Genomic DNA, 18820 nt, shown 5'->3' on the forward strand with positions numbered 1-18820 from the left:
CCCCTCCACCCAGGAAGCGAGCACGTCCATGGCCGACACGTCCGAGAAGAACGCCGAGAAGAAGACCGAGAGCAGGTCCGAGAGCAGGTCCGAGCGGAAGGCGGAGCACCGCTCCGAGCGGAGGCCGCGCCGCCGGAGGCTGTCGGCGCCCCTGTGGTGGCCGCTGCCCGCCTGCGCCCTGCTGGGGCTGGCCGCGGGCGGGGCGTACGGGGTGCTCAAGGCCCCCGAGTACGCCGCCACCAGCTATGTCGTCGCCGTACCCGACGACACCACGGAGCCGGCCACCGCACTCGGCTTCGCGCAGGCCTACGCCCGTATCGCGACCAGCAGTTCCACCCTCGCCTACGCCCAGCCGCGGGCCGGCATCAGCGCCGCGAAGCTGCGGACCCAGGTACGGGCCGAGACCTCCCCCGAGTCCCCGATGATCGCCGTCACGGGTACCTCGAAGAGCCCGGCCGAGGCCGCCGACATCGCGAACGCCGTCGCCGACGCCCTGTCCCTGAGCAGCAACCAGGCCGCCAAGAACACCGGTGTCCAGCTGCTCCTCTTCAACCAGGCGGTCGCCCCCTCCGCGCCCGCCTCCCCGTCCGCCGCCATCAGCGGCGCCGTCGGGATGTGCGCCGGCGGACTGCTGGGCGGCCTGTGGATGCTGGCACGGCCGGGCCGCGCGCGGCGTTCCGAGGACGCCGCGACCGGCGTCGCCGCCGGGTCCCGGGCCGGGTCCGGGTCCTCGGTGGAGGCCGCCGTCGAGACCCCGGTCGAGGAGTACGCCTCGCTGCCCGCGCAGGGCGAGCCGTCCTCGGCCAAGGAGAAGGAGTCCGTTCGATGAGTTCGGGCTCCGCCGGGGCCCTGTCGGTGACGCTGTGCCGCGACCCCCGGCAGTTCGCCGCGCTGGAGGAGTCGTGGAACAGGCTCTTCCGCGGCTGCCCCACCGCCACCCCCTTCCAGAGCCACGCCTGGCTGCACTCCTGGTGGCTGTCGTACGGCAAGGACGGCCGGCTCCGGATCGTCCTCGTCCGCCGCGGCGAGGAGCTGGTCGGCGCGGCCGCGCTGATGCTCGTACACCGGCCGATGCCGCTGCTGGTGCCGCTCGGCGGCCCCATCACCGACTACTTCGACGTGCTCGTGGACGCGGAGTACGCCGACCAGGTCGTCCCGGCGCTGGCCCGCGGGCTGCACCGGGCCGCCCGCGGCGCCGTCGTGGACCTGCGGGAGGTACGTCCCGGAGCAGCCGCCGAGGAGCTGTACCGGCAGTGGCCCGGGGTCTCCAGCGTGCTCGCCGACTCCACCTGCATGGAACTGCCCACGCTGCCGTTCGACGAACTGGTCAAGCGGATGCCGGCCTCCGGCGGCCAGCGGGTGCGGGCCAAACTGCGCAAGACCGACGCGGCCGGGATCGAGGAGCACGAGGTCACCGAGCAGGAAGTGCCGCGCGCCGTAAGGACCCTGCTGCGGCTGCACGAGAAGCAGTGGCGGGGCCGCGGGGTGACCCCCGAGCACCTGCGGCCCCGCTTCGCCGAGCACCTGACCCGGGCCACCCGGCGGATGGTGCGGGCCGGGGAGAGCCGGCTGACGGAGTTCCGGCTGGAGGGCAAGGTGGTGGCGGCCAACGTCACTCTGCTGTCCGCCGGACTCAGCGGCGGCTACCTGTACGGGGCCGACCCGGATCTGCGGACGCGCAAGGTCGACATCGCGACGCTGCTGCTGCGCTACGAGGCCGGGCGGGCGCTCGCCGACGGCCGGCCGGTGGTCAGCTTCCTGCGCGGCAACGAGCCGTACAAGAACCACTGGCGGCCCGAGACGGTCGTCAACCAGCGGTTCCTGCTGGCCACGGCGGCGCTCGCGCCCCTGCTGCGCGTACACGAGTCGCAGGTGACGGGGCGCGAGCGGGCGGTGGACGCGCTGCGGGAGGCGCTGCCGGCCGCCAGGGACTGGCGGGCGCGGCTCAACGAACTGCGGGTGCGATGACCCGTCTAGAAGGGCCAGAATCCGGATTCCTTGCCGAAGTCCAGCTTGATGCAGATCGACTGGTTGCCGACCAGCTTGGAGAGCCACTCGCCGAAGTTGAGCGGCACGCACCAGTGCTTGCTGTTGACCGGCGGCGGCGGCGGCGGCGTGGGCTGGGGCAGGGGCTTCGGCGGCGTGGGGACGGGCTTCGGCGTGAGCGGGCTCGGGGTGACCGGCGAGGGCGCCGGGACCTGCGGCGTCGGGACCGCCGGCGAGGGCTTCGGAGTGGGCTTCGGCGTGGGCGTGGGCGTCGGGGTGGGTACGGGGTCGGTGTCGGGGTCGGGGTCGGTGACCTCGGGTGTCGGGAGGACCGGGCTCGGGGCGACCGGGCTCGGGGTCACCGGGGTGACCGGCGTGGGGACGAGCGGGCTCGGGGTGACCGGCAGCGGGATCTGCGGGGTCGGCACCACCGGCGTGGGCGTCGGGACCACGGGAGTCGGTGCCACGGGCGTGGGGACCTGCGGCGTGGGCACCTGGGGCGTCGGGACCACGGGCGTCGGGACCACGGGCGTGGGCGTCGGGATCTGCGGGGTCGGGACCTGCGGGGTCGGCACGACCGGCGTGGGCACCACGGGGGTCGGGACCACCGGGGTCGGCACCACGGGCGTGGGCACCACCGGGGTCGGGACCACCGGGCCGGGCCGCTCGGGCGTCAGCGCGTCGCGGAAGGCCTTCGAGGACTCCGGGTTCTGCTTGCACTGCCACACACCGTGCGGGCAGTAGTCGGTGATGGTGTGGTAGAGCGGCTTGTGCTGCGCGATCCACTTCAGCATGCGCCGCACGTACTCCGGATTGTCCCCGCGCCGGAACAGCCCCCACTCCGGGTAGGAGATCGGCTTGCCGTGTGCCTTCGCGAAGTCGACCTGCTGCTGGAGCCCGTACGGCTGGGTGATCTGGTCGTCGAAGGTCCGGCCGGGACCCTGGTCGTACGAGTCCATTCCGATGACGTCGACCACGTCGTCACCGGGGTAGCACTTCGTCCAGCCGATCGCGTCCGCACCCCGGTTCGGGGCGAAGTCGAACCTGAACTCCTGCCCGGGTACGGCGCGCATCGTGTTGACGATGCGCTTCCAGTACACCTTCCAGTTCTCCGGGTCCGGTGCACACCGGTGGGTGTAGGTGACGCCGTTCATCTCCCAGCCGAGCACGATCACCGTGTCCGGGACGCCCAGCTCCACCAGCCGCTCTGCGAGCCTGCGGAAGTGCTCGTCGTACCGGCCCTGCGCGCCCGCCCGGATCAGCCGGGCCACCTGGTAGTCGGGCACCCGGTCCTCGTTCCGCTCCTGCATGGGCACGTTGAGGACGAACATCCGGTCGTCCCCGGCCAGCCGCCAGTCGGCCCAGTCCTCCAGGAACGAGACCCTGCCCTCGATGCCGGCCCACCGGTCGCCGGGCAGATAGGTGTGCCCGACCCGGATGTCCTTGCCGCCCAGCCAGCTCGACAGGTGCGGGATCCCGGCCACGCCGGGCGGCCCGTAGTCGAGATAGGCGCCCATGGCGATGTCGGAGCCCTCGGGCCGGTCCTTCCCGGGCGTCGCGAGGGCGGCCCCGGTGGCCAGAAGTCCGGCCGTGACCGTACCGATGCAGGTGCTCGCCAGTCGGCGGCGTGGTCTGGGCATGGCGTCTCCCGAGCTTTCCTGAATCGGTGTGCTTACCAAAGACGTTAGGCATCAGATCTGACGAATGGCCTGTCCGGTGACTGCCGCGTAGGCCATTAGCAGGTGCGCACCACCCCCGCTTGGTCCGACTAGGTGAAAGACACCGCTGCCATGCACGCGTATCTCAACCATGTGCCCGCCGTTGTGCTCAGACTCGATCGCAATCCGTTCCACCACGGAACCCTCGGCGCCGTCAGATCCCTTGGCCGCAAGGGCGTGGAGGTCCATGCCGTCGTCGAGGCCGGGGGAGGTCCCATGGGGCGTTCGCGCTATCTGCGCGCCGTGCATCCCGGACCGGAGGGCGGGCTGGACCCCGAGGCGCCCGAGGCACTGCTGGAGTGTCTGACCGGGGTGTCGGAGCGGATCGGCCGCCCGGCCGTGCTCATCGCCATGGACGACCTCAGCGCGATCGCCGTGTCCCGGGTCGCCCCGATGCTCCGCGAACGCTTCCGGATTCCCCATCAGCCCGACAACCTGCCCGCCCGGGTGGCCGACAAGGCCGAGCTGTCGCGGCTCTGCGCGCGGTGGGACGTCCCGCACCCGGAGACCGTGATCCCGGCGAGCGGAGCCGAGGCGGCCGAGGCGGCCTGGCGGCTCGGCCTGCCGGTGATCGCCAAGTGGAGCCGGCCCTGGCTGCTGCCCGCCGGGGCCGACGGGCTGCGCAGCACCATGCTCGTGCACACCACCGCCGAGGCGCGCCGGCTCTACGAGCGCTCCGCCGAGGCCGGGAGCAGGCTGCTGCTCCAGCGGTTCCTGCCGGCCGGGCCGGACACCGACTGGTTCTTCCACGGCGCCTTCGCGCGGGGCGGGCGTCCGCTGCTCGCGGGCTCGGGCCGCAAGGAGCTGTCCTGGCCGGTGCGGACGGGACTGACGGCCGTGGGGCGCTGGCTGCCGGATCCCGCGGTGGAGGAGGCGGGGCTGCGGCTCGCCGAACGCCTGGGCTACCAGGGGATCCTGGACCTGGACTTCCGCCGGGACGAGCTGGGCTGCTTCCGGCTGGTGGACTTCAACCCCCGGCCGGGCGCGCAGTTCCGGCTGTTCGCGGACTCGGCCGGGCTGGACGTCGTACAGGCGATGTACCTGGACCTGACGGGCCAGCAGGTCCCGCGGCCTTCGGGCGGACCGGGCCGGGTGTTCGTCGCGGAGAACTACGCGGTGCTGGCGACGGTCCGGGGCGGGTCGCTGCCGCGCCGCCCGGCAGCGGTCCCCCCGGGTCCGGCCGGGCCGACCGGGGCGTCCGCGTCCGCGGCCCCGGCTCCGGGCGCGGAGCGGGAGCCGGCCCGGGAGCGGGCCCCGAAGCGGTCCGGCGAGCGGGGGCGCGTCGAGACGGCCTGGTTCGCCGCCGACGACCTGCTGCCGTTCCTGGCGATGCTCGGCGCCCTGCTGGGCCGGGGCGCGGGCAAGGGGGTGCGGGCGCTGCGCGGGGTTCCGGAGCAGGGCCGGCGCACGGCGCTCGCGGTCGTCCGCGCGCCGCGGCAGCGCGGCCGGAACCAGTCGTCCGACGGTTCCACCGGATCGACCGCGCCGGCCTCCAGGCCCGTTCCGCCGGAGGCCTCGGCGGAGCCGGACGAGCTGGTGACCCGTTGACCCGGACCCCGGCCGCGGACCGCGCCGGGCCGGTGACCATCGAGCTGGAGGAGCGGAGTTGACGCGGATCGACGATCTCGTGGTGATCGGCGCGGGCCCGTACGGGCTGTCGATCGCCGCCCACGCGGCGGCCGCGGGGCTCGGCGTACGGCTGCTGGGGCGGCCCATGGCCTCGTGGCGCGACCACATGCCCGACGGCATGTACCTGAAGTCGGAGCCCTGGTCGTCCAACCTGTCCGCGCCGGACGGACGGCACACCCTGGCCGATTACTGCGCCACCCTCGGCATGACCGCGGAACACGGCACTCCGCTGCCGATCGGCACGTTCAGCGGGTACGGGATGTGGTTCGCCCGGCAGGCCGCGCCCGAGGTGGAGGAGGTGACCGTGCTGGAGGTGACCCCGCAGGGCGACGGCTTCCGCGTCCGCACCGCCGAGGGACCGCCCCTGCTCGCCCGGACGGTGGCCCTCGCGGTCGGGGTGATGCCCTTCGTCCGCCACCCCGGGGCGCTGCGGGACCTCCCGCCCCCGCACTACTCGCACAGCAGCGGCCACCGGGACCTGAGCCGGTTCGCCGGCCGTGAGGTCGCCGTGCTCGGGGCCGGGCAGGCGGCCCTGGAGACCGCCGCCCTGCTGGCCGAGCAGGGTGCCCGGCCCTGCCTGGTCGCCCGGCGGTCCCGGCTGAACTGGAACACCGTCCCGCAGCCCCTGGAACGGACCCCGCTGCGGGCCCTGCGCGAGCCCCACAGCGGTCTCGGTACCGGCTGGCGCAGCTGGGTGTGGTCGGAGCTGCCCTGGGCGGTGCGCCGGCTGCCCGCGCCCACCCGGGAGCGGATCGCGGCGACGGCGCTGGGCCCGGCCGGCGCCTGGTGGCTGCGGGACCGCTTCGAGCGGCGCGTCCCCGTCCTGCTCGGGCACCGGCTGCACCGGGCGGTGGCGGTGGGGGACCGGACCCGGCTGGGGCTGTCCACCCGGGCGGGGGAATCCGTGGTCCTGGACGTCGCGCACGTCATCGCGGCCACCGGCTTCGTCCCGGAGCTGGCCCGGCTGGAGCTGCTCGACGCGGGGCTGCGGGCCGCGCTGGAGACCGTGGGGGAGAGCGGCGCGCCGGAACTGAGCCCCGGGTTCGAGTCCTCGTGGCCCGGACTGTTCTTCGCGGGGCTGCTGACGGCTCCCTCATTCGGCCCTTCCATGCGATTCGTGCACGGCGCGGGCTTCACGGCGGGGAGACTGGTGAGAGGAGTCCGCAAGCGCCTCGGGGCCCGGGGTCCGCGGCCGGGTTCCCCCGGTGCCGCCCGGGTGGGCCGGGCCGCTGCCCCCGGGCACCTTCCGGGGGTACCCCCAGGGCATCCGAAGACGTATCTGCGGTGAGAGCCGCGGAGAGAGGGGTCCGTGATGAGCTCGGATCGAGCGCAGGGCCGCGGCTGGGTACGCATTCCGGCCAGCCGCGGGGAACAGCCCGCCGGTCGGGCCAGGGCCGCCGGGTACGACCGCACCGCGTATCCCGGTCCGTACGCGGGCCCGTACGCGGGTCCGTACGCGACGGCCTCCCACGCCGACCAGCCCACGATCTACCTCTCCGTGGTCAAGCGCTGGCGGGAGGCCGGGCGCACCCTTCCGGGGCATCCTGACGAGGAGTGGGAGCGGCTGATCTCCCAGCCCTGCTGGCCCGGCCGTTAGGTGGTGTGGAACGTGGCAGCGGCGGAACGGGACGGACCCGAGCCGGTCCGGCGGTCGCCCGTGACCGTGCCCGGGGAGCGGTTCGCCCTCAACGGCATGGGCAGTCTCGAATGGGACCTGGGCTCCGGGACCGTGGTGCTGGACGAGGCCGCGATGGAGGTCTTCGACCTCGGGCCGGCGGAGTTCGACGGCACCGTGCCCGGGGTCGGACGGCGCATCCCGCGCGAGGACGGCGTCCGGCTGACCCAGATCATCGAAGGTGTCCTGGAGGGCGGCGGGGACACGTACGGCGCCTACTTCATGGTGCACCGGCGCGACGGCCGCGAGCAGTGGACGCACACCTCCGGCCGGGTGCTGCGGGACGGCGCGGGGCAGCCGGAGCGGATCGTGGGGATCGTTCGGGACGCGACCGCCGAGCTCGCCCACGCCACGCTGCTGCGCAAGCTGGAGGCGGCGCGCGCCCAGCAGACGACGATCGTGCAGCGGACCACGGAGGCCCTGTCGCGGGCGGTGACGGTCGACGACGTCACGGCCGCGCTGACCGGGGCGGGCGCCTTGGAACGGCTCGGTGCGGACGGACTGGCCCTGGGACTGGTCGAGGGCGGCACCATCAAGATCATCGCGTTGAGCGGGGAGTCCCTGGAGATCCTCAGCGAGCGCCGGTTCACCCGCCTGGACGGCTCGCTGCCGCTGTCGCGCGCGGTGCTCACCCGGCAGGCACGTTTCGTCACCTCGCTCACCGAGCTCGGCGGCGAGTTCCCGCTCCTCGCGGACTACCTGAACCGGATCCAGTACGACGCCGCCGCCTACCTGCCGCTGATCGCGCAGGCCAAGGCCATCGGCGGGCTGGTCCTCTTCTACCGGCGGCGCACCGAGTTCAGCCCGGAGGAGCGCAACCTCTGCCTGGGCCTGGCGGGCATCGTCGCCCAGTCCCTCCAGCGGGCGCTCCTGTTCGACCAGGAGCGGGAGTTCGCCACCGGCCTGCAGGCGGCCATGCTGCCGCGCCGGATCCCGGAGATCACCGGTGGGGAGATCGCGGTCCGCTACCACGCCGCCTGGAGCGGACGGGAGGTCGGCGGGGACTGGTACGACGTGATCTCGCTGCCCCGCGACCGCGTCGGGGTCGTGGTGGGCGACGTCCAGGGCCACGACACGCACGCGGCGGCGATCATGGGCCAGCTGCGGATCGCGCTGCGGGCGTACGCGGGCGAGGGCCATCCGCCGTCCACCGTGCTGGCCCGGGCCTCGCGCTTCCTCGCCGAGCTGGACACCGAGCGCTTCGCCACCTGCATGTACGCGCAGGTGGACCTGGAGACCGGCGGCGTACGGGCCGTGCGCGCGGGTCACCTCGGACCGCTGATCCGGCACACGGACGGGCGTACGGGCTGGCCCAACGTGCGCGGCGGCCTGCCGCTCGGGCTGGCCTCGTCCTTCGGGTACGAGGAGTTCCCCGAGACCCGGCTCGACCTGGTGCCCGGGGAGACCCTGGTGCTGTGCACCGACGGCCTGGTGGAGGAGCCGGGCACCACCATCACCGCCGGGATGGACGCCCTCGCCCAGGCGGTGCGCAGCGGCCCCCAGGGGGCCGCCGCGCTCGCCGACCACCTCTCCGACCGGCTCTGGGAGCGCTGGGGCTCCGGGGACGACGTGGCCCTGCTGGTGCTGCGCAGGGCCCCCGACCCGGGCACCCACCGGGCGCCGCGCATCCACCAGTACGTCCACCAGGCCGACCCGGAAGGCCTCTCGGAGGCCCGCTACGCCCTGCGCCAGGCCCTGCGGGACTGGGGCATGCCGGAGCTCGCCGACGACGTGGAGGTCGCGGCCGGGGAACTGCTGGTCAACGCCCTGCTGCACACCGACGGCGGAGCGGTGCTGACGATGGAGGTGCTGCCGGAGCCGGTCCGGCGGATCCGGCTGTGGGTCAAGGACCGTTCCAGCGTGTGGCCGCGCCGGCGCACCCCGGGCGAGGCGGCCACCACGGGGCGCGGGCTGCTGCTGGTGGACGCGCTGGCCACGCACTGGGGCGTGGAGTCCCGGGGCGACGGCAAGGCGGTGTGGTGCGAGTTCGACGCCGGAGGCGCCCCCCGGAGCACGGGGTGACGCGGCGATCACCCCGGGTTGTGGGGCGCCGGGGTCGGGGTGATGATGCGAGCCATGGAACGGATCGTGTTGTGCGCGGGCTGAGCAAGGCCGCCGTGACGGGCGCGCTGGCCGTGCTCCTGCTGGTCGCCGGGGTGCCGACCGTCGTGGACCGGGTGACGGGGCGGGCGCACGCGGACCCCGAGTGCCGGTCGGTGGCCTTCATGTCGATGACGGACGTCGCCCCCGACTGCCGGTAGCGGCGGCTACCGGCCGCGGGCCCCGCACCGCTCAGTGCTCGTGGACCTCGACGTCCTGCGTGTCCCGGGCGAGCGTGTCGACCGACTTCGGCATCAGGCCCGAGAGCCGGACCTCCTGGAGCTCCGCGGTGACCACCGCGCGGCCCGGGTGCACGTTCACGAAGGCCCCCGGCGCGTTGGCCACCCAGCGGCGCTCCCGGCCGTCGCAGACGATCTGCTCGGCGCCAATGCTCAGCTGCCGGCCGTCCTCCTGCACCACGGTCGCCTTGATCTGCATCGCCCCCATGGGTGACGCCTGCTCGCAGTGGTACATCCCGGAAAGGGTGACGGCACCGTCCTTGGCGACGTAGGCGTCATGATGTACGGAAATACCTTGATTGAAAACGGTGGCGCCGGCCGGAGCGGTGAAAAGCGTGGTGGCGGCCAGTGCGGAGAAGGCTGCGAGGGCCATTCGGCGGGCGGGGATGGGCATTCTTCCTCCAGATGGTGCGGACGGCGGGAATCCACCGGAACGCATTGTGCTGGCAGGTGGGCGTACGCACTTGCTCCGCGCGCTCGTGTCGTTGTGCGCAATTACCTGCCCGGGCGCGTGAAACTGGCCGAAATACGTCCCCGAAGGGATCCTGCATGCGCCAGTCCGCCCTCCCCCTGCCCGTCCTCGTCCTGCTCCCGCTCCTGCTGTTCGGGGCCACCGCGTGCCAGAGCGCCCCCGAGCCGGACGCGGTCGCCCCCGCCGCCGCGCCGGCGGTCCCGGTGGACGACGGGGCGCCCGGGGCGGCGCAGGCCCCCGGCGGCCCCGGCGCGCGGGGCGTCCACGTGGGGGGCGCCGTGCAGGTGCACGGCAGGCAGGTCGGCCGGCACCTTCAGGCCGAGCTCGGGGCGTTCGTGGACCCGGCGATCAGCGTGGACAAGAACTTCGCCCCGCCCGCCGGGAAGCGCTGGGTGGCCGCCTCGATGTCCTTCGTCAACGTGGGCGGAGCCTCGTACGGGGCGCTCGGGCGCATGTGGGCGCACGACAGCGCGGGGCAGCGTCACCCGGTGGTGAAGACCGGCGAGCTGACGACCGGCAAACCGATCGTCTTCGATTCCCTGGAGGTCGGTGAGCGGGCCGAGGGATGGGTGGTGTTCGAAATTCCGGAAAGTGCGCGCATTGTGCGGCTCCAGTACCAGGACGCGAACACGCAGGCGAATTCCGGAGAGGGATTCTGGGCCGTCTAGCCCGCCCGGGTGAAGGGCCGTGAAAGGCGCGGCGGAGAGACCACTAGGGTGCGCGCATGACTTCTACTCAAGCCGAAATCGACCGGTCCCAGCTCGGCACCCTTTCGGTGCTCGCCTGGATCGGAGACCCCGAAGAGGCGCACGACATCCCGTACCTCCTCGCCTACACCCTCGGTGACGGACCGAAGGGCCGGGAGGCGGGCGAGGCGGCCGCCCGCGGCCTGCTGGAGGAGATCGGCCTGCCCATCGGCGACGTGGTCATGGACGGCACCCTCAAGGCGGCCACCTTCCCGGTGCAGATCCTGCTGGAGGGCAACCAGATCGCGCTCACCCTGCCCGGGATGAACGCGCGCTGCACCGCCCCCGACGAGTGGGTCGCCGCGGCGGACGAGAGCGGGCAGGCGTACTTCCTCTTCGCCACCCGCGCCTGGCCGGAGGCGGTGCCGGGCCAGCCCGTCGCGCCGGAGACCCTGCAGGCCTTCGCGGGCGACGAGTCCGTGCTCACCAGCAGCGCCCACTGCGTCCTCGCCGTGCGGCGCGTGCAGCGGTAGCCACCGGCCGGGTGCCGCCACCACCCGCTCCGGCCGCCGGGCCCCCAGCCTGCCCGGTGGCCGGTTCCGCTTTTCCCGGGCCGGGGCCGGGGCGGCCTTCGTCGCCGGCGCCCTCGTCAGGGCCCTTCGAAGGCGAACTTGAGCGAACGGACCCGGTTGTCGAAGTTCGACCCCGCCAGGTCCGGCAGGCCCACCGCCCGCAGCCCGACCGGCCGGGTCAGCAGCTCACGGAAGAGCGCCTTCATCTCCACCCGGGCCAGGTGCGCGCCCAGGCAGAAGTGCGGGCCACCGCCGCCGAACCCCAGGTGCGGATTGGGCGAGCGGGTGATGACGAAGGCGTCCGGGTCGGGGAAGACCGCCTCGTCGCGGTTGGCGGAGGCGTAGTAGAGGACCACCTTGTCGCCCGGCCGGAACACGTGCCCGTCCATGGTGTGCCCGGCGGCCACGGTCCGGCGGAACTGGATGATCGGCGTCGAGTGCCGGATCATCTCGTCGACCGCCCCGTCCGCGTACTTCTCGAAGTCCGACAGCAGCAGGTCCCGCTGATCCGGGTGGTCGGTCAGCAGGGACAGCCCGTGGGTGATCGCGTTCCGGGTGGTCTCCACCCCGGCGACCATCAACAGGGAGAAGAAGGCGCCGAGCTGACGGGCCCCGAGGGCCTGGCCGTCGACGTTCGCGCAGACCAGCGCCGAGATCAGGTCGTCGGTGGGGTGCTTGCGCCGCTCCCGCCCGATGCCCGCCACCATCCGCTGCATACGGGCGAGCGCGCGCAGTCCGCGTCCCGGCATCCGCAGCCGGGAGGCCAGGCCACGCTCCACACCGATGTTCTCGGAGGCGTGGTTGACGCGGTCGGCGATCTCGGCCCGGTAGTGCTCCGGGATGCCCATCATGTTGCAGATGACCTCCAGGGGCAGCCGGGAGGCCACGGCCGAGACGAACTCGTCGGGTCGTTCGGCCAGTACGTCGTCCACGATGCGGGCGGCCACCGCGTGGATGTCGGCCTCGGCGGCCGCCAGCAGGCGCGGAGTGAAGGCGCGCTGCACGATCTTGCGCAACTGGGCGTGGTCGGGGCCGTCCAGATTGACCATCGAGTCCCCGAACAGGGCCCGTACCCAGCGCGCCGGCTCGGGGGTGGTCACGCCGGGGGCACTGGCGAAGACCTTGGGGAGGCGGCTGGCCTCCTGCACCTGGGCGTGGCGGACGAGGGCCCAGTGGCCGGGCCCGGACCCTTCGGGGACGAACACCGGTCCCTCGGCCGCGCGCAGCCGGGCGAAGGCCGCGAGGCGGTGGGCGGGGGGCTGCTGCCAGAAACCTGGCTCGGCCAGCTCCCTGCCGGGGTCGGTGCCGTGGCGTAGTGCCGGGAGTGTCAAGGCAGGGCCTCCAGTCGGTGCGCGTCGTTCTGCGCTGGAGAACGGCGGCGGGGGCTCGGGAGTGACGGTTCGCCGGGGTACCGGCGCGAGCGCGGGTACAGGTGGGGGTACGGGTACGGGTACGGGTGCGGGTGCGGGCTGCCCGGGGATTCAGACGGCAGCGCTCGTGGCCGCACCGGCGCGCGTGGACAGGAACAGGCCGACCGCAACCGTCACCACCCCGAACAGGCCCGCCCAGAGGACGGCGTGCGTACCCGACCAGATGCAGGCGAGCGTCACGAGGGCGGACACCGGCAGGACCAGCTGCTGGGCGAGGCCGCGCTTGAAGTGGCGGGAGTGCAGCAGCCACACCATCATCAGGAACAGCGCGGTCGGGACCATGACGGCCGCGTTCGCGGCGACCTGGGAAATATGCGCCTTGGCGACCGCGTGCTCGACCGCGACCTCGATGCCGGCGCCGATCGCCGCGCCCGAGGCGAAGATCAGCAGATGCCCGTAACCCCAGGGAATGGCCTCGCGGTTGGACGTCAGGTGCTGGTGCATCGGCACGGCGAAGTAGATCCACCAGGCGGCGAAGACGATCAGCAGCCCGCCCGCCGCGATGGGCAGCAGCCGGTCCAGCGCCTCGTGCTCGTCGATCGCGGACTTCACGGCCACCGTGGCCGCGGCGATCGTCTCGCCCAGCACGATGATGGTGAACAGGCCGTACCGCTCCACGATGTGGTGGGCGTGCCAGGGTGTCTGGTGCCCGCGCTCGGCGACCACCGGAACCGCCAGCTCGGTGATGAGCAGGACGAGGAACAGCCAGCGCTTCAGGTCGTCGGGCACGAACAGCAGGCCGATCCAGCCGAGCTGGCAGATCACCAGTCCGGCCGCGTACTTCAGCGCCGCCGTCCGGGCCTCGCCCCGCTCCCCGGGGGCGGCCCGCAGCCACTGCGCGGTCAGGGCGACACGCATGATGATGTAGCCGGTGACCGCGACCGCCCAGTCGTTGTCGTCGAAGGCCCGGCTCACGCCGGCCGCGTACACGAGCACACCGGCGATCTGCACGAGCGTCGCGATCCGGTACGGGACGTCGTCCACGTCGTAGGCCGAGGCGAACCAGGTGAAATTCATCCAGGCCCACCACACGCCGAAGAAGACGAAGAAGTAGCCGACCACACCGGCACCGGGATGGCCCTCCGCGAGCGAGTGCACCAGCCGGGCGCCGGCCTGGGCGATGGCGACGACGAAGCAGAGGTCGAAGAACAGCTCCAGCGGGGTGGACGCACGGTGGAGTTCGTCGGGGCTGCGGGCGGTCATGGGGGAGTAGGCCATACCGGCCAGGAGACCAGAGGCGGGGACGTCCGGCAGGGCGGACGCGCGGCCCGTACGACCCGTTTGCCCCGGGCGGATGCCCAGGCCCGCGCCGCGACCCTGAAGCTGCCGGAGCCGGAGCCGGAGCCGGAGCCGGAGCCGAAGGCGAAGGCGGGTGCCGGGCGTGGCCGCCCCTCGGGTGCCGTGCCACCTGCCCGGCGGTGTCCAGGTGGTTCCCCGCCCGCAGGAGGGCCGGGGCGCCCGGCCGGACCGGGCCGGCGGGCCGGGCGGGGGCCGGACCGGTGTGCCGGGCGGCCGTACCCTGGAGGCATGAGCAGCACCCCCGCCCCCGAACCGCGGCCTTCGCGCACCGCCCCCGAGGCCGACACGCCCCGCCCGAAGCCCAGGCTGGTCTTCGACGACCCGCTGGACCAGCAGTCCTCGGACGACACCGACCGCGGCTGGGGCGAGCGGCCGCCCGCCGGCGGAAGCGCCGCCGACCTGGCCCGCTTCCTCGACGAGAAGCCCCCGCACCACGTCTGACCGGCCGCCGAAGCAGCCGGAGGGATCAGAAGCCGTTGCGTGGACCGGTGGGGGCCGTGCCGCCACCGTGCTGCGCGACCAGAGTGTCCCGGATCTCCTTCAGGACCTCCAGCTCGGTGATCTCGACGAGCTCCTGAACGCCCTCGCGGGCCTTGCGGCGGGCCTCCTGCCGCGCGAGGTACTTCGACATCGGCAGCACCATCAGGAAGTACACGACCGCGGCGGTGATGACGAAGGTCAGCGTCGCGTTCAGCACCGAGCCCCAGAGGATCTCGACGCCCGTCGGCTGGCCGTTCGCGCCGATGCCGCAGGGGGCCTTGAGGCAGGACTTGTAGCCGTCCAGGCTCTGCGTGCCCACCGCGCCCACCACCGGGCTGATGATCCCCTTGACCACCGAGTTCACGATGTTCGTGAACGCGGCGCCGATGACCACGGCCACCGCCAGGTCGACCACGTTGCCGCGCATCAGGAAGGCCTTGAAGCCTGCCAGCACGCTCTCCTTCTTCTTCTCGCTCACCACTGAGCCTCTCTTCACATCTGCCGAACATGGAGCCAACGGTTCCGAAAGCTACGGCAGTCCAGGCGCGGCGTGTCCAATCGGCCCTCATCCGGAGGTGAATTGACTCGCCGTGTGTGCGAATCAGCACAACGTCACCGCCAACCGCGCCGTGGCACCCGCGCCCACGAGCGTTCGAGCGGTGTCCCGCGGCACGGACAGCACCACCAGCGCCCCACCGTCCGCAACACCCTTGTCCGGTTCGGGGACTTCGGCGATCAGCGCCCCCGCCGCGACCACCCGGGGCGGCCCGGTGCGCTCCGCCGCGACCACGTCCACCCGGTCCCCGGGCCGCAGCAGCCGCACCGTCGCCGCGTCCGCGATGCGCACGGGGGCCGACACCGGCCGTGCGGCGGCGGGTGGAGCCGCTCCCTGGGAGGCCCTCGCCTCGGGCCTCGCCGTACCCCGCGAAGCCTGGGCCTCCGTCCCGCCCACGGCCACCGCCGCCGCCACGACGGCCAGCGCGGCCGAGGCGGCCCGGCGCCTGCGCCGCACGGCCCGGCGCAGCCGGTCCCCGCCCCGCCCCACCCGGAGCGGCGGGAACGGTGGGACCGGGCGGGCCGGGGGACACACGGAGGACGCCGCGCACGGGGCGGGAGCGGCGGAGGAGCGGGAAACCGAGAGGGCCGAGGCCGGGGGAGCGGCCGAGGCCGGGGGAGCGGAGGAAGCGGAGCAGACCGAAGAGGCCGCGGAGGTACGGGACATGACGGACACCACCAGACCGAGTGAGTTGCTGTGCCCGGACCCGGCGCCCGGACACCTCCCACGATCCGGCCTCCCGCGAATCCCCGCCGGGCCCTGTGGACGATCCCCAGCCTGTGGACAATCCCGTCACCCGTACGTGTCAGCCGGCTGCCCGCACCCGCCGCAGCGCGTCCACCGGATCCGCCGCCCGAGCCACCGACCGGCCCACCACCACGTGCGAGGCCCCGGCCGCGAAGGCAGCCCGGGACGTCCCCGGCCGGGCGTGCCCGCCCGCCGGGCCCTCCGGCTCCAGCACCACCCCCGGCGTGACGATCAGCCGGTCCGGCCCCAGCAGTCCGCGCAGCGCCCCGGCCTCCCGCGGCGAGGCGATGACCCCGTCGCATCCCGCGCCCACGGCCAGCCGGGCCAGCCGCAGGACCTGCTCCTCGGTGTCCGCGGCGATCCCGATGTCCGCGAGGTCGCTCCCGGTCATGCTGGTGACCACCGTCAGCGCGAGCACCCGCAGCCGCGGGAACTCCCGCGCCGCCTCCACCGCCGCGGACATGATCCCCGTACCGCCCATCGCGTGCACGGTCACCATGGACGCGCCCAGCGCGCCAGCGGCCCGGACCGCTCCGGCCACGGAGTTCGGGATCTCGAAGAGCTTCAGGTCGAGGAAGACCTCGTGCCCCCGCCCGACGAGGTCCCGCGCGAGCCCGGGGCCCGCGGCGGTCAGCAGCTCCAGGCCGATCTTGTAGAAGCCGCAGGCGTCGCCGAGGCGTTCGACGAGCGCCTCGGCGGCCCGGCGGTCGTCGAAGTCCAGGGCGACGATGACCCTGCGGTCGGCAAGGGGGAGTTCGGTGTCCACGCCGCCATTGTCGGGGTCACCGCCGGGACGGGACCTGGCAGGCCTCCGCGAAGCCCTGACCGGTCAGGCCGAAGGCGCTGTTGACGCGCGAGCGCCAGTTCTCCAGCGCGACCATCGCGGTGAGCTCCACGAACGCCTCCTCGCCGAGCCGCGCGATCAGTTCCCGCGCGAGCTCGTCCGTGACCGTCGGCTCGGTCTCCGTCATGGCCTCGGCGTACTCCATGACCAGCAGTTCCAGCTCGGTGAACACCTCACGGGCCTCCCGCCACCGCGGCACCCGCTCGATCTTCTCCGTCGGCAGGCCCAGCTCGTGCCCCTCCCAGTAGCCGAAGTCCATGCACCAGGAGCAGTTGATGCGGGCCGCCGCCGCCATCACGGCGAGGTGCTTCAGCCCGGCATCGAGCGCCCGCCACTTCGCCACGCTCCGCTCCAGCCGGACGTACGAGAGGAGGACGCGCGAGTGGTGCCCGTAGGCCAGGCCGGGGTCGAGCACCTTGCCGTACGTACGGCGCGAGTACCAGGCCCCGATCCGCGTGAGCAGGGTGCGGGGCGGGGTGAGCGGGATACGCGGCATGACAGTCATCTCCCTGGTCGGGGCGGTCTCGATGCCGCCTTCACCAGGGAGGACCGGACAGCCGCGCGGGATGTGACAGCCGACGGCGGATTTCTAGGTCCTCGCCTCGCCGGGCGCCGCTGCCGGGATCCCGAGCGCGCCGAGGAGCTGGTCGGTGAGTTCCTCCGCGAAGGCCGCGGATCCGGTGAGAGCGGCCCGGATCGCGTCCGGGTCGGCGGTCAGGCCGGCGGCGGCGGACCAGTCGAGCGCGCCCTCCAGGGCCGCCTCCACCGGGAACCGATCCACGGGTATCTCGTAGCCCTCGGCCGTGACCCGGTTCAGCAGTGCCTTCCAGCGGCCCCCGGCGAAGGTGGCGGCCTCGACGAAGCCGACGTCGCTGTCCAGGTAGGCCACCGTGAGCACCGGCGCCCCGGTCCTGCGCGCCAGCGCCGCCGCCGCGCCGTCCGGCTGGTCGGGGTACTGCACCGCCGACCAGCCACCGCCCAGGTCCTCGTCGCCGTCGACGCCACATCCGGCCTCCGCGGCGAACTCGCGCAGCTCCGCCACCGTGGCGTGCGCCACGGCCGTCCCGCCCCAATTTCCCATGCCCGCAGGTTAGGGGCGGCCACCGACAATGCGGCCGGAGCGCCCCGGGGACGGAGACGCGGCTACGGCAGCTCGATGCCCAGGTCCCAGCCGTCGTGCGCGTGCGTGCACAGGCAGGCCCGCGTCTCGGTGGCCGGCAGGGCCGCCACCGCGTCGAAGAGGACCTCGCGCAGCCGCCCGACATTCTCGCCGAACACCTTCAGGACCTCCGTGTGGGACACGCCCTCGCCGGTCTCCGCGCCCGCGTCCAGGTCCGTGACCAGGGCCATCGAGGTGTAGCAGAGCCCCAGCTCGCGGGCGAGGACCGCCTCCGGGTGTCCGGTCATGCCGACCACCGACCAGCCTGCCGCCGCGTGCCACTGCGACTCGGCGCGCGTCGAGAAGCGCGGTCCCTCGATGACGACCATGGTGCCGCCGTCCACCGGCTCCCACTCCCGCCCCCGGGCCGCCGCCAGTGCCACGGACCGGCCCACCGGGCAGTACGGGTCGGCGAAGGTGGTGTGCACGACGTTCGGAACGGAACCGTCCGGCAGCGGCTCACCGTCGAAGAACGTCTGGGCGCGGGCCTTCGTACGGTCGACCAGCTGGTCGGGAACGAGCAGCGTGCCCGGCCCGTACTCGGCCCGCAGGCCGCCGACCGCGCACGGGCCCAGTACCTGGCGGACGCCGACCGACCGCAGGGCCCACAGGTTGGCCCGGTAGTTGATCTTGTGTGGCGGGACGGTGTGGCTGCGTCCGTGCCGGGGCAGGAAGGCCACCTGGCGCCCGGCCAGCTCACCCACGTAAAGGGAGTCGCTCGGGGATCCGTACGGGGTCTCCACCTGGATCTCGGAGACGTCCTCCAGGAAGGAGTAGAAGCCCGAGCCGCCGATGACACCGATCTCTGCGTTCACCATGCGGTCCACCCTAAGGCCCTGCCGTGAGCATGCCGAAGGCCCCGCTGCCGGTAAGGGCGGCGGGGCCTCGGAAGGAAGCGATCAGGCGGCCGACGTGGAGCTGCTGCTCGACGAGCTCGACGACGCCGAGGCGGCGGGAGCGGCGGCGGCGGTCGACGTCGAGGACGACGAGGAGCTCGACGACGGCTTCGAGGCAGGAGTGCTGCTCGACGACGCGCCACGGCTGTCGTTCCGGTAGAAACCGGAGCCCTTGAAGACGATGCCGACCGCGGAGAACACCTTCTTCAGGCGTCCGTCGCAGTTCGGGCACACGGTCAGCGCGTCATCGGTGAACTTCTGCACGGCCTCAAGGCCCTCACCGCACTCGGTGCACTGGTACTGGTAGGTCGGCACGAATTTCCTCCTGGCAC

21 protein-coding genes are annotated in these 18820 nt (G+C 73.5%); 10 read left to right on the forward strand and 11 right to left on the reverse strand.

Features of this window, described 5'->3' with window-relative positions:
- The first annotated feature begins 28 nt into the window (after positions 1 to 28).
- Together Sspor_RS25395 and Sspor_RS25400 are read left to right on the forward strand one after the other, a co-directional pair.
- Positions 29 to 829 carry a YveK family protein gene (locus Sspor_RS25395; RefSeq protein ID WP_202201188.1) on the forward strand — a complete coding sequence of 267 codons (801 nt, stop codon included), beginning with the start codon at positions 29 to 31 and terminating at the stop codon, positions 827 to 829.
- A complete protein-coding gene (locus Sspor_RS25400) occupies positions 826 to 1968 on the forward strand; it encodes a GNAT family N-acetyltransferase (protein WP_202201189.1) in 1143 nt (380 codons plus the stop codon). The genes Sspor_RS25395 and Sspor_RS25400 overlap by 4 nt, the downstream gene beginning before the upstream one ends.
- Positions 1969 to 1973: 5 nt before the next feature.
- On the opposite strand, the gene Sspor_RS25405 is transcribed toward Sspor_RS25400, so the two are convergent.
- A complete protein-coding gene (locus Sspor_RS25405; RefSeq protein ID WP_202201190.1) occupies positions 1974 to 3626 on the reverse strand; it encodes a glycoside hydrolase family 26 protein in 1653 nt (550 codons plus the stop codon).
- A 294-nt stretch (positions 3627 to 3920) separates the two neighbouring features.
- Between Sspor_RS25405 and Sspor_RS25410 the strand changes: the two genes are divergently transcribed.
- The 5 genes from Sspor_RS25410 (at position 3921) to Sspor_RS25430 (ending at position 9269) form a co-directional block, all read left to right on the forward strand.
- Positions 3921 to 5252, forward strand: a complete 1332-nt coding sequence (locus Sspor_RS25410) for a carboxylate--amine ligase (protein ID WP_373318824.1) — start codon at positions 3921 to 3923, stop codon at positions 5250 to 5252.
- A 67-nt stretch (positions 5253 to 5319) separates the two neighbouring features.
- Complete coding sequence (locus Sspor_RS25415; RefSeq protein ID WP_202203853.1) at positions 5320 to 6621, forward strand: NAD(P)-binding domain-containing protein; 1302 nt, start codon at positions 5320 to 5322, stop codon at positions 6619 to 6621.
- A gap of 24 nt (positions 6622 to 6645) precedes the next feature.
- On the forward strand, positions 6646 to 6930 hold the full coding sequence (locus Sspor_RS25420) for a hypothetical protein (protein WP_202201192.1): 285 nt from the start codon (positions 6646 to 6648) through the stop codon (positions 6928 to 6930).
- 12 nt (positions 6931 to 6942) lie between these two features.
- Positions 6943 to 9030, forward strand: a complete 2088-nt coding sequence (locus tag Sspor_RS25425; RefSeq protein WP_373318825.1) for a SpoIIE family protein phosphatase — start codon at positions 6943 to 6945, stop codon at positions 9028 to 9030.
- 71 nt (positions 9031 to 9101) lie between these two features.
- Positions 9102 to 9269, forward strand: coding sequence for a hypothetical protein (locus Sspor_RS25430; RefSeq protein ID WP_202201193.1), 168 nt, complete (start codon positions 9102 to 9104; stop codon positions 9267 to 9269).
- 31 nt (positions 9270 to 9300) lie between these two features.
- Here Sspor_RS25430 and Sspor_RS25435 read toward each other — a convergent pair whose 3' ends face one another.
- Positions 9301 to 9741, reverse strand: a complete 441-nt coding sequence (locus Sspor_RS25435; protein WP_202201194.1) for a DUF6299 family protein — start codon at positions 9739 to 9741, stop codon at positions 9301 to 9303.
- Positions 9742 to 9896: 155 nt separating this feature from the next.
- On the opposite strand from Sspor_RS25435, the gene Sspor_RS25440 reads away from it, so the two are divergent.
- On the forward strand, positions 9897 to 10487 hold the full coding sequence (locus Sspor_RS25440; RefSeq protein WP_202201195.1) for a hypothetical protein: 591 nt from the start codon (positions 9897 to 9899) through the stop codon (positions 10485 to 10487).
- A 56-nt stretch (positions 10488 to 10543) separates the two neighbouring features.
- Positions 10544 to 11038 (forward strand): DUF5949 family protein, encoded by a 495-nt coding sequence (locus tag Sspor_RS25445; protein WP_033223804.1) that lies wholly within the window; start codon positions 10544 to 10546, stop codon positions 11036 to 11038.
- Between the two features lie 116 nt (positions 11039 to 11154).
- Here the strand turns inward: Sspor_RS25445 and Sspor_RS25450 are convergent, their stop codons facing one another.
- Together Sspor_RS25450 and Sspor_RS25455 are read right to left on the reverse strand one after the other, a co-directional pair.
- Positions 11155 to 12408: a cytochrome P450 gene (locus tag Sspor_RS25450; RefSeq protein ID WP_202201196.1), complete on the reverse strand. Its 1254-nt coding sequence runs from the start codon at positions 12406 to 12408 to the stop codon at positions 11155 to 11157.
- 150 nt (positions 12409 to 12558) lie between these two features.
- The gene (locus Sspor_RS25455) at positions 12559 to 13725 is read right to left on the reverse strand and encodes a low temperature requirement protein A (RefSeq protein ID WP_202201197.1); all 1167 of its coding nucleotides are present in this window, start codon (positions 13723 to 13725) and stop codon (positions 12559 to 12561) included.
- A gap of 309 nt (positions 13726 to 14034) precedes the next feature.
- Here Sspor_RS25455 and Sspor_RS25460 point away from each other — a divergent pair, with 309 nt between their 5' ends.
- Positions 14035 to 14247, forward strand: a complete 213-nt coding sequence (locus Sspor_RS25460; protein WP_202201198.1) for a hypothetical protein — start codon at positions 14035 to 14037, stop codon at positions 14245 to 14247.
- A gap of 25 nt (positions 14248 to 14272) precedes the next feature.
- On the opposite strand, the gene mscL is transcribed toward Sspor_RS25460, so the two are convergent.
- The 7 genes from mscL to Sspor_RS25495 form a co-directional block, all read right to left on the reverse strand.
- A complete protein-coding gene (mscL, locus tag Sspor_RS25465) occupies positions 14273 to 14764 on the reverse strand; it encodes a large conductance mechanosensitive channel protein MscL (RefSeq protein ID WP_202201199.1) in 492 nt (163 codons plus the stop codon).
- Positions 14765 to 14887: 123 nt separating this feature from the next.
- Entirely contained in the window at positions 14888 to 15508 is a 621-nt protein-coding gene (locus Sspor_RS25470) for a hypothetical protein (protein ID WP_308445551.1), read from the reverse strand.
- 139 nt (positions 15509 to 15647) lie between these two features.
- Complete coding sequence (gene pyrF, locus Sspor_RS25475) at positions 15648 to 16355, reverse strand: orotidine-5'-phosphate decarboxylase (protein ID WP_202201200.1); 708 nt, start codon at positions 16353 to 16355, stop codon at positions 15648 to 15650.
- Positions 16356 to 16371: 16 nt separating this feature from the next.
- A complete protein-coding gene (locus Sspor_RS25480) occupies positions 16372 to 16929 on the reverse strand; it encodes a carboxymuconolactone decarboxylase family protein (protein ID WP_202201201.1) in 558 nt (185 codons plus the stop codon).
- Between the two features lie 93 nt (positions 16930 to 17022).
- Positions 17023 to 17514, reverse strand: coding sequence for a hypothetical protein (locus Sspor_RS25485; RefSeq protein WP_202201202.1), 492 nt, complete (start codon positions 17512 to 17514; stop codon positions 17023 to 17025).
- 62 nt (positions 17515 to 17576) lie between these two features.
- Complete coding sequence (locus Sspor_RS25490) at positions 17577 to 18410, reverse strand: S-methyl-5'-thioadenosine phosphorylase (protein ID WP_202201203.1); 834 nt, start codon at positions 18408 to 18410, stop codon at positions 17577 to 17579.
- Between the two features lie 81 nt (positions 18411 to 18491).
- A complete protein-coding gene (locus Sspor_RS25495) occupies positions 18492 to 18803 on the reverse strand; it encodes an FmdB family zinc ribbon protein (RefSeq protein ID WP_202201204.1) in 312 nt (103 codons plus the stop codon).
- Positions 18804 to 18820 lie beyond the last annotated feature (17 nt).

Origin of the sequence: Streptomyces spororaveus (genome assembly GCF_016755875.1) — a bacterium.
Classification (GTDB): domain Bacteria; phylum Actinomycetota; class Actinomycetes; order Streptomycetales; family Streptomycetaceae; genus Streptomyces; species Streptomyces spororaveus.